Origin of the sequence: Ulvibacterium sp., from assembly GCF_028285715.1 — a bacterium.
Lineage (GTDB): Bacteria > Bacteroidota > Bacteroidia > Flavobacteriales > Flavobacteriaceae > Ulvibacterium.
This window is the reverse complement of sequence record NZ_JANQOO010000020.1, coordinates 44,776-57,886: the sequence shown is the minus strand read 5'-3', so window position 1 is coordinate 57,886 and position 13,111 is coordinate 44,776. Positions and strand designations below refer to the sequence as shown.

Annotated in this window: 16 protein-coding genes; 4 read left to right on the top strand and 12 right to left on the bottom strand. The window is 40.8% G+C overall.

What is annotated here, in order from left to right:
* Nucleotides 1-129 precede the first annotated feature (129 nt).
* Both Q0993_RS11795 and Q0993_RS11790 read right to left on the bottom strand, forming a co-directional pair.
* Nucleotides 130-555: a VOC family protein gene (locus Q0993_RS11795; RefSeq protein WP_299533221.1), complete on the bottom strand. Its 426-nt coding sequence runs from the start codon at nucleotides 553-555 to the stop codon at nucleotides 130-132.
* 48 nt (nucleotides 556-603) lie between these two features.
* Nucleotides 604-1,371 carry an alpha/beta hydrolase gene (locus tag Q0993_RS11790; RefSeq protein ID WP_299533219.1) on the bottom strand — a complete coding sequence of 256 codons (768 nt, stop codon included), beginning with the start codon at nucleotides 1,369-1,371 and terminating at the stop codon, nucleotides 604-606.
* A 381-nt stretch (nucleotides 1,372-1,752) separates the two neighbouring features.
* Here Q0993_RS11790 and Q0993_RS11785 point away from each other — a divergent pair, with 381 nt between their 5' ends.
* A complete protein-coding gene (locus Q0993_RS11785) occupies nucleotides 1,753-2,979 on the top strand; it encodes an endonuclease/exonuclease/phosphatase family protein (RefSeq protein ID WP_299533218.1) in 1,227 nt (408 codons plus the stop codon).
* Nucleotides 2,980-3,510: 531 nt separating this feature from the next.
* On the opposite strand, the gene Q0993_RS11780 is transcribed toward Q0993_RS11785, so the two are convergent.
* The 3 genes from Q0993_RS11780 to Q0993_RS11770 all read right to left on the bottom strand — a co-directional run bounded on the left by Q0993_RS11780 (nucleotide 3,511) and on the right by Q0993_RS11770 (nucleotide 6,035).
* Entirely contained in the window at nucleotides 3,511-3,993 is a 483-nt protein-coding gene (locus Q0993_RS11780) for a cytochrome c (protein WP_299533217.1), read from the bottom strand.
* A gap of 75 nt (nucleotides 3,994-4,068) precedes the next feature.
* Nucleotides 4,069-5,031 (bottom strand): alpha/beta fold hydrolase, encoded by a 963-nt coding sequence (locus Q0993_RS11775; protein WP_299533216.1) that lies wholly within the window; start codon nucleotides 5,029-5,031, stop codon nucleotides 4,069-4,071.
* Nucleotides 5,031-6,035, bottom strand: a complete 1,005-nt coding sequence (locus Q0993_RS11770; RefSeq protein WP_299533215.1) for a bestrophin family protein — start codon at nucleotides 6,033-6,035, stop codon at nucleotides 5,031-5,033. The genes Q0993_RS11775 and Q0993_RS11770 overlap by 1 nt, the downstream gene beginning before the upstream one ends.
* 135 nt (nucleotides 6,036-6,170) lie before the next feature.
* On the opposite strand from Q0993_RS11770, the gene Q0993_RS11765 reads away from it, so the two are divergent.
* The gene (locus Q0993_RS11765) at nucleotides 6,171-6,446 is read left to right on the top strand and encodes a UBP-type zinc finger domain-containing protein (protein WP_299533214.1); all 276 of its coding nucleotides are present in this window, start codon (nucleotides 6,171-6,173) and stop codon (nucleotides 6,444-6,446) included.
* Nucleotides 6,447-6,569: 123 nt separating this feature from the next.
* Here the strand turns inward: Q0993_RS11765 and Q0993_RS11760 are convergent, their stop codons facing one another.
* Nucleotides 6,570-7,544 carry a nitronate monooxygenase family protein gene (locus Q0993_RS11760; protein ID WP_299533213.1) on the bottom strand — a complete coding sequence of 325 codons (975 nt, stop codon included), beginning with the start codon at nucleotides 7,542-7,544 and terminating at the stop codon, nucleotides 6,570-6,572.
* A 149-nt stretch (nucleotides 7,545-7,693) separates the two neighbouring features.
* Here Q0993_RS11760 and Q0993_RS11755 point away from each other — a divergent pair, with 149 nt between their 5' ends.
* Nucleotides 7,694-8,782: a Gfo/Idh/MocA family oxidoreductase gene (locus tag Q0993_RS11755; protein ID WP_299533212.1), complete on the top strand. Its 1,089-nt coding sequence runs from the start codon at nucleotides 7,694-7,696 to the stop codon at nucleotides 8,780-8,782.
* A 59-nt stretch (nucleotides 8,783-8,841) separates the two neighbouring features.
* Here the strand turns inward: Q0993_RS11755 and Q0993_RS11750 are convergent, their stop codons facing one another.
* From Q0993_RS11750 to Q0993_RS11730, 5 genes are all read right to left on the bottom strand, one after another.
* Nucleotides 8,842-9,099 (bottom strand): hypothetical protein, encoded by a 258-nt coding sequence (locus Q0993_RS11750; RefSeq protein WP_299533210.1) that lies wholly within the window; start codon nucleotides 9,097-9,099, stop codon nucleotides 8,842-8,844.
* The gene (locus Q0993_RS11745) at nucleotides 9,083-9,400 is read right to left on the bottom strand and encodes a DUF3817 domain-containing protein (protein WP_299533208.1); all 318 of its coding nucleotides are present in this window, start codon (nucleotides 9,398-9,400) and stop codon (nucleotides 9,083-9,085) included. The genes Q0993_RS11750 and Q0993_RS11745 overlap by 17 nt, the downstream gene beginning before the upstream one ends.
* 1 nt (nucleotide 9,401) lies before the next feature.
* Nucleotides 9,402-9,815: a hypothetical protein gene (locus Q0993_RS11740; RefSeq protein WP_299533206.1), complete on the bottom strand. Its 414-nt coding sequence runs from the start codon at nucleotides 9,813-9,815 to the stop codon at nucleotides 9,402-9,404.
* A 51-nt stretch (nucleotides 9,816-9,866) separates the two neighbouring features.
* Nucleotides 9,867-10,229 carry a DoxX family protein gene (locus Q0993_RS11735; RefSeq protein ID WP_299533205.1) on the bottom strand — a complete coding sequence of 121 codons (363 nt, stop codon included), beginning with the start codon at nucleotides 10,227-10,229 and terminating at the stop codon, nucleotides 9,867-9,869.
* A 74-nt stretch (nucleotides 10,230-10,303) separates the two neighbouring features.
* On the bottom strand, nucleotides 10,304-11,209 hold the full coding sequence (locus Q0993_RS11730) for an AraC family transcriptional regulator (protein ID WP_299533203.1): 906 nt from the start codon (nucleotides 11,207-11,209) through the stop codon (nucleotides 10,304-10,306).
* A 419-nt stretch (nucleotides 11,210-11,628) separates the two neighbouring features.
* On the opposite strand from Q0993_RS11730, the gene Q0993_RS11725 reads away from it, so the two are divergent.
* On the top strand, nucleotides 11,629-12,609 hold the full coding sequence (locus Q0993_RS11725) for a hypothetical protein (protein WP_299533201.1): 981 nt from the start codon (nucleotides 11,629-11,631) through the stop codon (nucleotides 12,607-12,609).
* Between the two features lie 47 nt (nucleotides 12,610-12,656).
* Here the strand turns inward: Q0993_RS11725 and Q0993_RS11720 are convergent, their stop codons facing one another.
* Entirely contained in the window at nucleotides 12,657-13,037 is a 381-nt protein-coding gene (locus tag Q0993_RS11720) for a nuclear transport factor 2 family protein (RefSeq protein ID WP_299533199.1), read from the bottom strand.
* Nucleotides 13,038-13,111: the final 74 nt, after the last annotated feature.

Genomic DNA, 13,111 nt, shown 5'->3' with positions numbered 1-13,111 from the left:
ATCGGTTCATTTACTCTAAGACGATCGGATAGGACGAAACTGGACACCCTCTCCCAAAAAAGATTTTTTGGATAGTAAAACTGTGAAGAAAACACCTGGAAATAGGATGATTTGCCAGAAATCCGTTCGTTAATCCGTACTGGAGAGATGGGAATAAAATGTATTCCCATCCACTACCAAGGTAGTCAGCTCTACGGTGTGTCCGTCGGGATCTTTGGTATAGATGGAATAAAAATAGTGATGGTCTTGAAATTCGTATTTCAGCCCCAGCGCCTCGTATTTCTTTTTTGCCTTTTCAAAATTATTCTGGGTAACATTAAAGGCAAAATGATCTATTTTAATATTTTTTGAATTCGCATCAAGGGGTTTATGGTTTTCATTGGCGGGAAACAAAGCGATACCGGATTTATGGGCTAGCATAAAAATGGGGAATGGCCCCCATTCCGGAAGCTGGTACCGTTTTAGCCCCAGCACTTTTTCATACCAATCCGCGGAGGCATTGATATCCTTGACCCTAATGGCGACATGATCTAAAAATTCAATATGAAAGTCCATCTTATGAATACGTTTATGTTTTAATTGTTTAGGTCCCTCTTTTTAAATTTACGGTGCTTTATGAATAGTATGACTTAAAATGAAGTCTACTATGGGCTCTGGGTCCTCCAAACTATGGGGATGATGACCCACACCATTTTTTTGGATCAATTCAATTTTTCCTCCAACTTCCTCAAAATTCTTGGCCAACAGTTCCGTGTTTTCGAAATGGGGAACTACCTCGTCCGCATCTCCGAAAACATGTAAGACAGGGACCTTGGCCTTCGCAAGTTTTGTACAGGTATGTATTGGATTACCCTTAAAACCCATAACCGAGTTCTCATCCAAACCATAGGCCTGTAAACAGACTTCCCAATCTTTGGGACTTCCACTTCCCGTATACAGGCCACCGGGCCAACTTTTGATATCGCAAACGGGGGCATCCGCATAAACACATGCTACTTTTTTCGGGTTCTGGGACGCCCAGTTATAAATGATTAACCCGCCCCTACTGAACCCCTCCAGGACCACTTTTTGATTCAGATGATATTTTTTGGTAATGAAGGCATAGAAATCGTTCCATAAAGCAACCGCTTCACTATTTCCGAATAAATTGGCCACATCTATATAAGCAACATGGAAACCTTTCTCTAGCAATGCCTTGTCTACTTGTGGCTCAACGCCCCAAAACCTGGCCCTCCAGACCCAGAAACCATTTTCACCCTTTGAATGGGGGAATACAATTTTTGCTTGATGTCCCTGGAACGAAAATTCCTCGATTTTGTATTCAGAAAATATCCTATCCTCCCTACACGAGCTTAACCCAAGTAGCAACATGGTACAAAATATCAGTAACGGAAGTTTTATTTTACCTGCAACAGCCATATAGAGTTACTTGCTTTTACGTGCTATACTTTTTTGGGCTTTAATCACAAGGTGACTTGTAAAAAAGGAAATATGTGCCAGCATCCGGACATAAAAATAAGTCGTCTAAAATTAAGGGGAACCAGTCACATAAAAAACAGGAATTATAGAACGATATAATCATGATATTTTGTTTTTATGATTATCCGTTGGTGGTATATCCAAGAACCTAAAGTTAACATTCATAAAAAAAAACACGGCAATATCTTTACGCTAGGTTCACTTGCACTTAAGACTTGGCTACTACATTTAGGAAGTAAAAGAATTTAATATTTAATTAAAATTACTTCCAACATGAAAACCCATAAGCCATTTCCCAGAACAAAACTTCTTTTCCTTTTTTCCCTGATTCTTCTCTCATCTTGTATTACGGACGATTTTATAGGTCACCCTGGAGGAGGGGACGATGATATTAAAGTACGATTTGCCACTTACAATGCCTCCTTGAATAGATCCAACGAAGGAGAATTAATTTCGGATTTATCCACGCCTAACAATGCAAAGGCCAAATTGGTAGCTGAAGTTATTCAGCGGCAGACCCCAGATGTTGTTGCCCTGTTGGAGTTCGATTATGATTCAAATGGTACAGCACTTGATCTCTTTCAAAAAAACTATTTGGGTATAAGCCAAAACGGTGCGGATGCGGTTACGTACGAATATGCCTATTCCGTGTCATCCAATACGGGGGTTTTGGCCGAGGTGGATTTAGATGGTAATGGTGAAGTTTCAATTCCCGGCGATACCTATGGATTTGGATTCTTCCCTGGGCAATTTGCATTTGCCATACTATCCAAATACAAAATCCAAAAAGAAGGTATACGGACATTTCAACAATTCCTGTGGAAAGATATGCCAGATGCACTAGTACCGGTAAATGAGGACAGTAGTTCATACTATTCCGAAGAAGCTTTGGAAGTATTTCGGTTATCCTCCAAAAATCATGTGGATATGCCCATTCAAGTTACCGAAAGTAAGATTGTCCATGCTTTGATTGCGCACCCCACCCCGCCCGTATTTGATGGACCCGAAGACCGTAATGGAACAAGGAACCATGATGAAATACGGTTCATTAGTGACTACATTAATGATGAGAATTACATTTATGACGATAACGGATTTACCGGAGGGTTGGCCTCTGGTGCACATTTTGTGGTAATGGGGGATATGAATGCGGATACCTTTGATGGGGATGCTACAAACGATCCGATCGGCATATTTGAAAGCAATCCTAAAATAAACCAGAGTGTACTTACTGGAAATAGAATCCCTTCAAGTGAAGGAGGTACTGAGGCCAGCATTGTACAAGGGGAGATCAATGATACCCACATTGGGGACCCGGCCTACGATACAGCAGATTTTGGGGACACGAATCCCGGGAACTTGCGCGTGGACTATGTTCTTCCATCGGCAAACTTGAAAGTTGTAGATTCCGGGGTGTTTTGGCCTACAGAGGCTGATGCCCAGAATGAGCTAAATACCGCCTCCGACCATAAATTGGTTTGGATCGACTTGGAACTTTAACGTGTAACCAACCCTTCCAAGTTCCTTAAATTATAAAAACCTGATACCAAATTGTATCAGGTTTTTTCTTTAAACGTATGTCAATTTCCACGGTGGGAATTATTTCGTAAAGCTTATCACTAATTTAGGTTTCTTCAGTCTTGGAATTAAAATAGCCGCCAGACCATCCCAACCAATATTTAAGCAGAATGTCTTTGCGTATACTTTGATTTTTTTCCACTGCGATTTTTCTCTTATCGAAAACTGATGTACCCTCTTTCATAACGAACTGCTTTAATTGGCCTGTCAATTATAAAGACGCGTGCAGCCCGGATAAGATGATAAAATTTTGTTAAAAAAAGATTCTGTTGTCTTAAAACTGGTTTGTGGAAAGTACAAGTTCTTCAGGACCGATAGTCAAGCACTAAGATCCCCACGATTTTCTACCGGTAAGTTGATCTGCTCTAGCCCAGTTAGACAGGTAAACAAAAAATGCCGCAATCCAATAAAATTTAGCATTAATAGCATTAATTAAGTTTTTTGGGAAACGCCTTATAATGTCCTTAGATACTCCGCTACGGCACGGGTTTCATCTTCGGTGAGGTTTTGATTTAGCATAATAGCGTTATTGTATTCCTTAAGCAATGCTTTGGCAATGGGATCTTCTTTGAGCATTACATCTGGATTAATGATCATATTCATGACCCATGCTGGACTTCGTCTCTCATAGACACCTTTTAGGGCAGGACCGATCATACGTTGTTCCGCCATATGGCAGGCGACACAAATAGAGCTATATTTGGCTTCTCCGGCACTCGCCAATTCAGCGTCTATCTCATCAGGGAAACTGATATCCTTAAAAGGACCCACGCCATCATTATCCATATCTACGGGAACGCCCTCGGACTTTTCGGCAACCTTTTCCTCCGTTTTGGAGCGTTTCATTTCAAAACCCCCACTTTCTTCTTTTTTTTCCTTTCCTCCGCAACCAACGATAAGGCCTCCCAAGGCCAAAAACATGAATACTTTTTTCATTTAGACCAAATTTTTAAGCCGAACCCACTTCGGCACCTGTTACTTTAGGGCTACTAATATATGAAATAGCGGGGCTTAAATGACCTCTTCAACAAATTTTATTGCTCTTGTTTCATTATGATAAATATTTGTGCGATTATAAAAACCGACATGGCCACCATATTTTGGAACCTCTAAATAGAGTTTGGGATTTTCCTTGGCTTCTTTATAAGGAAAACACTCCGGTCCCAAAAAGGAGTCGTTCCGTGCATTGATAATCAATGCCGGGATTTTGATATTGGCCAGGAATTGAAGGCAACTACATTTTTCATAATAATCCAGGGCATTGGTAAATCCGTGTGCCTTACTCGTGTAAATGTCGTCAAAATCCTTCAACGTTTTTATTCTTTTAATGTCCTCTTTGGAAATCTTGTTGGGGAAAAGAGGCAGCTTTAGCCGCAACTTATCCGTTAAATGTCTTCTAAAACGTTCGGCATAGAGGTAGTTCCTCGGTTTCAATAATTCTTTTAGGGAGCTGTACAAATCACAGGGTACGGAAATACCGATTACGCCCTTGATCTCTTTTGGGATTTCACTCCTTTCGCCTATATATTTCAGGGCCAAATTACCTCCAAGACTTACACCTTTGATGTAAATTTCAGAATGCTTTTGCAAACGCAGAATATATTGCACTACGGCATCCAAATCTTCGGTAGACCCGGAGTGGTAAGAACGGTACATCTTATTGGTCTCCCCGCTGCATCCCCTAAAATTTACAGCACAGGCATCATAGCCATTTTGGTTAAAATGTTTGGCGCTTCCAGTGATATAAGGTCTTTGGCCATGACCTTCCAAACCATGTAAAAGGATGACAACCCTATTGGAGGTCTTGCGGGCATAGCTCCAATCCATATCCAAAAAATCACCATCCGGCAATTCCAATCGTTCACGTTCTTGTATTAATCCATTTACCCTGCGGATCAATCCCGAATAAACGGTGGAAAAATGGCCGCTTTTAAATAAAAGCGGTGGATTATAATTGGACGATACAAAGGGCATTAATAGAGAATGTTATCCTTAGGCTGTATTTTTTGAGGTAGATCTGTTTCGTCCAACATGTCCCGCAGGTCTATTTCAATGGTCCGGCAGAGCGCTGTCATGGGTACATCATTGATGCGCCCTTCAAAAGGATCTTCACTATTACTGCCTACCTTTTCCATGGTACTAAAAATCCACGAGATTAAAACGGAAAACGGAATCATAAAACCCAAAAAAAGTTGTTGTTGCAGATCTGTACGTATTTCCTTGATTTCACCCTCAAAAATGGAAAGAAGGCCAAAGGGTAGCAACAGTACAAAAATCCAGGTAAATAAGGTGCTGAAATAAGCATACTGCCTGGGGAAAGGGGTATTCTTTATACGCTCGCATCTTCCTTGCAAATTGTACAGTTCTTCCAAGGTGTTATGAAAGACCAATTTATCAAACTCCGTGATTTTCCCTTCCTGTAGTAACTGTTTTAAGTGTAGCCCCTGATTTTTTATGAGATGGGTCGCCACATTTTTCCGATTTTCCAATTCCTCATCCTCTTCCGGGCTTAAAAAATCATCCAAAACGGAGCATACCGGATTTCGTTCGCCATGCCGCTTGAATAATTTCTCAACGGATTTGTTCTCTTTTAAGGAGAAACTTGTAGGTTGTCGCAATTGGATTCGTAGGGCATTGATCCAGGCGATATGTCTATAAATAAGGATACGTTTGGTCTCATGGTTATCCTCGACAAAACTGAGTACGCTATTGGCCCATGTGCGTGAATAGTTAACGATACCTCCCCAAATCTTCCGGGCCTCCCAAAAGCGATCATAGCTTTGGCTGTTCTTAAAACCGATATAGAAGGCCACGGCAACTCCTATAACCGTTAAAGGTTGAAAGGGGATATCCAGATGTTTCCACCCCAAATAGTAGTAAGCGGAAAAAATGAGAGCCGCCCATAGGGTAAAGAAAATCACATTTTTCCAAGCATATCTTAGAATTATACCCCAACTAATATTTCGTTTTATATACATTTTGGTCTGGATTAAGAGGTGAAAACGTATTTCCCATACGGGTCCGGAAGAACATATCACCTAAAAGTACTTAAAACTTTCATAATCGATACAAACTTGAAAATAGGATTACGAAGATTGTTGTATTTTTAAATCATGGCTCTTCGATTTAAGAAATGTGAACATGTACAAGCAGTGGAAACGATTCGGAAACCGCGCAATTATGAGTGCGAGGAATGCGTAAAGACAGGTGATACCTGGGTTCATTTACGCACCTGCCAGAGCTGTGGGGTTACCTTATGCTGTGATAGTTCGCCCAACAAGCATGCGAGCAAGCACGCCCTTTCGCATGAACATCCGGTAATCATTTCAGCAGAGCCCAATGAAAGATGGATGTGGTGCTATGTCCATAAACAGATTTCCCGATACTAAAGATTCGAGAATTATTACCAATTTCATATGTTCCGGAATTGGTGACCGCAACATTGAAGCTTGACACTCTTGATTTCTTTCTGGTTGGTAAAGTTTTGTATGCAGTTCGTTAAGCGGATTCAGTTATTTGGGATAAATTTCCAAAACTTTGATGTGCTCCTCAATAGCCGATTTAAACTCGGATTTTAAAATATCTACCAATTTTGAAACCGGAAGTGAATTATGAATGGTGGCCACACCTTGCCCTGCGGACCATATAGTTTTCCAGGCCTTGGCCTCGGTGTCCAATTCCTTTCCAAAATCTATTTTGGTACCCTTCTTCAAATCGGCATCGCTTAAACCTGCTGCCTTTAAACTGGCACCCAGGAAATTGGCATGTACCCCAGAAATGGCTGCAGTATAGACCACATCACTGGCACCTGCCTCTATGATCATTTGTTGGTAAGCTTCAGGGGCCTTACTTTCTTCGGCATTGATGAATCGGGTACCCATATAGGCCAAGTCCGCTCCCATTTGAAGGGCGGAGGCAATATCCCTCCCTGTGCTAATACAGCCGGAAAGCACAACGGGCCCATTAAAAAATGCCTTGATTTCGGCGACTAAGGTCATGGGGTTAATAGTACCGGCGTGGCCTCCAGCACCTGCCGCCACCAATATGAGTCCATCAACTCCGGCTTGGGCGGCCTTTTCCCCGTGTCGCTTTTTGATGATATCATGGAAAACCAATCCGCCATAACTATGTACGGCATCCACAACTTGACTTACGGCCCCCAATGACGTAATGACCAAAGGAACCTGATGCTTTATACAGAGCTTTAGATCGGCCTCCAATCTAGGATTGGTGGGATGTACAATGAGGTTCACGCCAAAGGGAGCGGGCTTCTTACCCGTTTCTTCCTCAAACTTTTGGAGTTCCGATTTTATTTCCAGGAGCCATTCTTCGAAACCTTCACTAGTTCGTTGGTTAAGTGCCGGAAAGGTGCCAACGATTCCATTTTTGCAACACTCGATGACCAATTCAGGTCCTGATATTAAAAACATTGGGGCCGCTATGGCAGGCAGGGAGAGATTATGGATAAAATCGGGTTTCAATGACATGAGGCCGGAGTTTTGGCGGTTGCCCTTAAAACTACGCTCAATTCCGCTGATATGCAAAAGAGAGTGACAAAGTCATAAAGTTGTGTAAAAAGAGGAGGGTGTTCCCATGCGTGTGATTACATTTAGGGAACATCCAAGAATTTTGAAGCATGCAAAAAAGAAGGGAATTTCTAAAAAAATCGGGACTGTTTCTCGGAGGACTCGGAATAGTAACGCATTACGCCTTTACATTACATTCTAAAAAGAAAAAATTGGGGGTGTGTCTGGTAGGACTGGGGAACTATAGTTCTACCATATTGGCTCCCGCCCTACAACGTACCGAACATTGCCTACTCACAGGAATTGTTACCGGTAGTCCCGAAAAAATTCCTGTCTGGCAAGAGCGCTATGATATTCCCGACAAGAATGTGTACAATTATCAAAATATGGATAGTATTGCGGATAACCCGGATATCGATGTTATCTATATCGTATTGCCTACGGGATTACATGCGGAATACGCCATAAAAGCGGCCAATACGGGAAAGCACGTATGGTGCGAAAAACCGATGGCAAAGACGGCCAAGGAATGCCTGGCGATTATCGAGGCCTGTACTAAAAACAAGGTAAAGCTATCCATTGGGTATCGTATGCAACATGAACCTAATACACAACAAGTCATACAATGGGCCAGGACCAAGCCGTTCGGCGATATTAAAAAAGTAAAGGCCGAAGTAGGCTTCAATATTGTTAATCCCCCAAACAATTGGCGTATGGATGCCGAGTTGGGAGGTGGTCTGCTCTATGATGTTGGGGTCTATGCAATAAACGCCATGCGGTATACCACGGGAATGGAACCTATTTCCGTAAAGGGGCATCATGAGAATTCCCGACCGGAGGTCTATAAGGAAGTACCGGAAACGAGTATTTTTGAGATTGATTTTTCAAATGGAATCAAGGCCAATGGACAAACTACCGCATCAAGGAGTATCAATATTCTACAGGCCGATTGTGAAAAAGGATGGTACAGACTGCAACCCTTTCAATCCTACAGGGGGGTAAAGGGCGAGGCCAGTGACGGCATGCTCTTGGATACCTACATTGAAAATCAACAGGCACGCCAGATGGATGATGATGCCTTGGCCATTTTAAAGGACACTCCTGTACTTGTTCCCGGTGAGGACGGTATGAAAGATATTGTTGTTGTAGAGGCCATTAACGAATCGGCCAGAACCGGAAAACCTGTAAGACTATCGTAAAACATAAGGAAATTCCTTTTAAAAATAATCGCCGAAATACTAAAAACTGATTGCGTTGTTTAACCCTGTACCTCATTTTCCAAGTAGTGCAATTCCTCAACTGTAAAACCCCTTACTCTCATCAGGTGTTCAACTTTAGGCTTGATTTCCGGCGTACAGTGTAGGCATAACACTTTATCATCATCCTCTAAATCAAAACTCCACTTACCATATTCCACAATTCCGTTCAAGTATGGTGATATTCTGGAGATGTCCCAAGGTCGGGAAACATTCGTTTTAAATAGATAAAATTCAACGCTATTAAGATATTTCTTCATTATACATGGCTTTTAATATCTTGCGGTCTACGTAGAAAGTTCCGAATGGTACAATACATGCCAACAAAACCTTCCAGGTTGTTTTTCTAAACTTCCATCGATACTCTATACCTACACCTAAGGCGTTGAATATAAACAGCAGAAATAGACCGCCGTGTAAAGGACCTAGGATATGTGACAGTTCAGATATTCCATAAATTACCCTAAGCGGCATGGATACAAACACCATTAGTAAGAGGGAAATACCCTCTAAAAAACCGATAACTCTTAAGCGTCCTATTTTGGTAGTCAACAACCTCACATCAATAACGAATCAGTGGACGTTCCGAGAGTGGAGAAAAAGGCCAGGGGATCGCGATTACTATCAATATTAGGGAGACACTGTACCAAACTAGCATTGTTTTAAACTTTAGTTCATCTGAAGGTTTTCTCTTTGCCATCGCGGAAGCAATGGTCAGAATCACGATCCCGATCAACATTATGGCAAAATGTACTACAGCAAAGAAGATGGTGTTCCAACTTTCCGATACTAGTTCATAATTTGAATAGAAAAAAGAAATTATCGGACTTTTAAAATAGAGGATAAAACCTACTATCAATTGAATGTGCGCAATTGTGGCCGTCCAATGTCTCAATGTATCGGCTGACTTGGTAAACCGCTTTTTATTCCTATATCCGTCGTAAGCGACCCCAATGGAAAACAATAGGCTAAGCATAACGGCATATCTGAATATTGAATGAAAATTCAACAGGAATTCATACATACATTATTTGATTATATAAAAACTTACAACAAGTGCCATAGCCAATACAATCACGTTCATTGCAATAAAGGGATATTCGCCACGGGCGGCATGGGTTATGATAGCGCCTATCATTATGGCCGCAATGCCGTAACCGGCGTAAACAGAAATTGAAATCGGGACAGTACCCATAAATCGAGGTAATAAAATGGCAATTCCGAGAATTATTTCCAACGTGCCAATACCTCTTACGGCCAAGGAAGGGAAATCCAATACCCACTTCATGTTTTCTGATAATTTTGGAATGGGCAATGCTATTTTCATAACACCTATAAGGACGAATAGCAGCGCCAAAAGTCCTTGACATATCCAGAGTAAAATGCTCATGGGCCTAATATTTAGAACTCAGCACAAAACTATCGCTGTAATTAAAAAATCGTATAGGACAACAAATACTATTGCTAGGATTTTTCAATCATTTTATCCCTATAGTCGATTGGGGTAAGATGCTCTGACTTTTTAAAAAGCCTGGTAAAATAAGATGGGTCTTCGACGCCCACAGCAAACGCTACTTCACTGATCCGCATCGTTGTTTGGGACAACAAGAATTTTGATTCTAAAATGATGGCCTCATTTATCCATTCGCTGGTGGATTTTCCGGTAGTCTCTTTTAGTACTTTGTTCAAATGATTTGGTGTGATACCCAGTTTGCCCGAATAGAAAGTGGTTCTTCGTTCAATCTTAAAATGATTAAACAAGAGGCTTTTGAATTTATTGGTGATGAGTTGATATTGAGCGGTACCGACCGGCGCGTTACTCTTACAATTATCGCACTCGGCTAAGATAGTGAGTATGTAGGATTGGACCAGTGTCCGCTTTTCATAGCCGGATCGGGTATAAATCCCATTTACCCGCTTCAACAAGTATTCCAATGATGAATCGTTGGGCCTAGGGCGAAAGATTACGTTGGAATAGGGAACAAGAAAATCGAACTTGGGCAATAGCTCAACAACACTTTCCCCGCTCATTAACAACTCGGGCAAAAAGTGAAGACTGTATCCTTTCAGATCCTTGGAAATGGAATCGATGGAAAACACCTCACCGGCTGGAATCGCAATACCCTCACCCTTTTTGATAACAAAATGCTTATTTCCTTTTGTGATTTCAAATACACCACCGGCAATGTAAATTATAGAATGACTTTGTTCCTTTACAGGTGGGATAGGTGTTTTGGCAAATGGAATGACCTTTTCGACCTCGATACAGAAATAGAATACATAGTCGTCCCTAAAAAGTTGATCCAAAGATTCATCTGCATAGGTGAATTGCTTTCTGAACTTCTCGGTGCTATACTGTTTTATATTCATTTTATTTAGGCATCTATATAACTATTCAATCATTTATTATTTAACAAATTTACGGCTGATTTTGGGTTTCCAACACGTAAAAGAAGACAAGAAGGGGCCTAAAAGGGAAAAGCCCTATAAGTTCCGGTTCTGTAAAATGAGGATTTTTTAAAATCAATCCTTCAAACCTTCACCATACTTACAAAATTGGATCAGGCATCCTTATGAGAATATCTTGGTCTGGACTAAAATAGTATCCCATTTTAATCGTTAAGATTGGGGATACGTAAAATTCGTCATATACCCACTGGTTTGCAATGACTAGCACAAAAACAAATATGTTGCACAGGTTTTATATAGTTCTGGTGACTATCTCCATTTCTTTGCTAAGTTGTAGTAAGGATGATGATTCTTCTCAATCCATAAGCCGAAATTTTAAAATGGGATTTACTACTTGGAGTTTTGGCCCGGATCAAAAGGATGTGGATGACACCTATTCCTTTATTGAAAGCAATTCTGATATTTACGCTGAACATATTGATAACAAAATTCCCTGGAAGGCTTGGATGAACGACTCACCTTTACCCTTGGAATTCACGAATGAAATATCGGGTAGGGTAAATAAGAAAATAGAAAGCAATCAACTATTGCTTTCCGTTGGTCTTTTCAATTCAAATAGAGATGAGATTGCCGAAGATTTCGATGGAACAATACCGTCATATACAGACTTGGCTGATATTGAAATTGAAGAGGCCTATTTTGAACACATCAACTATTTAGTTGATCGACTTGCACCGGATTTTTTGGTAATTGCTATTGAGGTCAATGAATTTAGACTACGGGCTGAAAGCAAATGGGGTTCCTATAAAATCCTGATTCAAAATGTAAAATCGAGAATTAAGGAACTGTACCCAAATTTACCGATTTCGGAATCCATATCGCTCCACAACCTGTACGAACCGGATGTTGCCGACCCAACAAATTACATCAATGAGATAACCGGCTATATAAATCAAATGGATTTTGCAGCAATTAGTTTTTACCCATTCCTCAAAAACCAGCATTCAAAATCCGAATTTCAGGAAACTTTTGACTTTCTACATCAAAACATCAATAGGCCTATTGCATTTGTTGAAAGTGGTCATATTGCGGAAAATTTAGTGGTTCCAGATTTTAACCTATCCATTAACGGAGATGAAACCGGGCAAAATGACTATCTGCAAACCTTACTTTTGAATGCCCAGGAACATAATTATGAGTTTATCATTTGGTGGGCACATCGCGACTTCGATGAACTTTGGGAGACATTTCCTGATGATTTAAAAAACTTGGGTCAATTATGGCGTGATACGGGCCTATTGGATGAAAATGGCAATCAACGATTATCTATGTCAACATGGAGTGAAAATTTGAATGAATAACCACCGCCTACCCCGTACGAAGGCCGGTATTTTCTGGATTCGATTATTTAATTTCTATCATGGGCGTCAAATACCTTGCCACTGACCTTCCATTCACCTTCAGCTTTGCTTAGGATAAAAAAATCGGTATATCGAACACCACCCCAGTTCAAGGACTCAAGCCTTACAACTGCTGCGTTCCCCTGATAATCTATGTAAGCAATACGGCTTTTAACATCATGTGATCCACCTAATTGCTCCGCAAATTTTATGGTTTCATCCCTGGTGATATTATAAAACCGCCCATCAAGACAGCCAACCACACGGGTGTGGTCGTACCAGTCTTGCCTGTAACCACTTGCGTCACCTGTTTTGGCCGATGCAATGTAAGACTTCAATGCCTGCTCAATGGCTTCATATTCATTGAATGATTGTTCATTGGATGTCATTTTGTTGGATTTTAGAAATATGATTATTACTTTTAATTTGCAAGTAAAAATATAAATATTACTTGCACAATGCA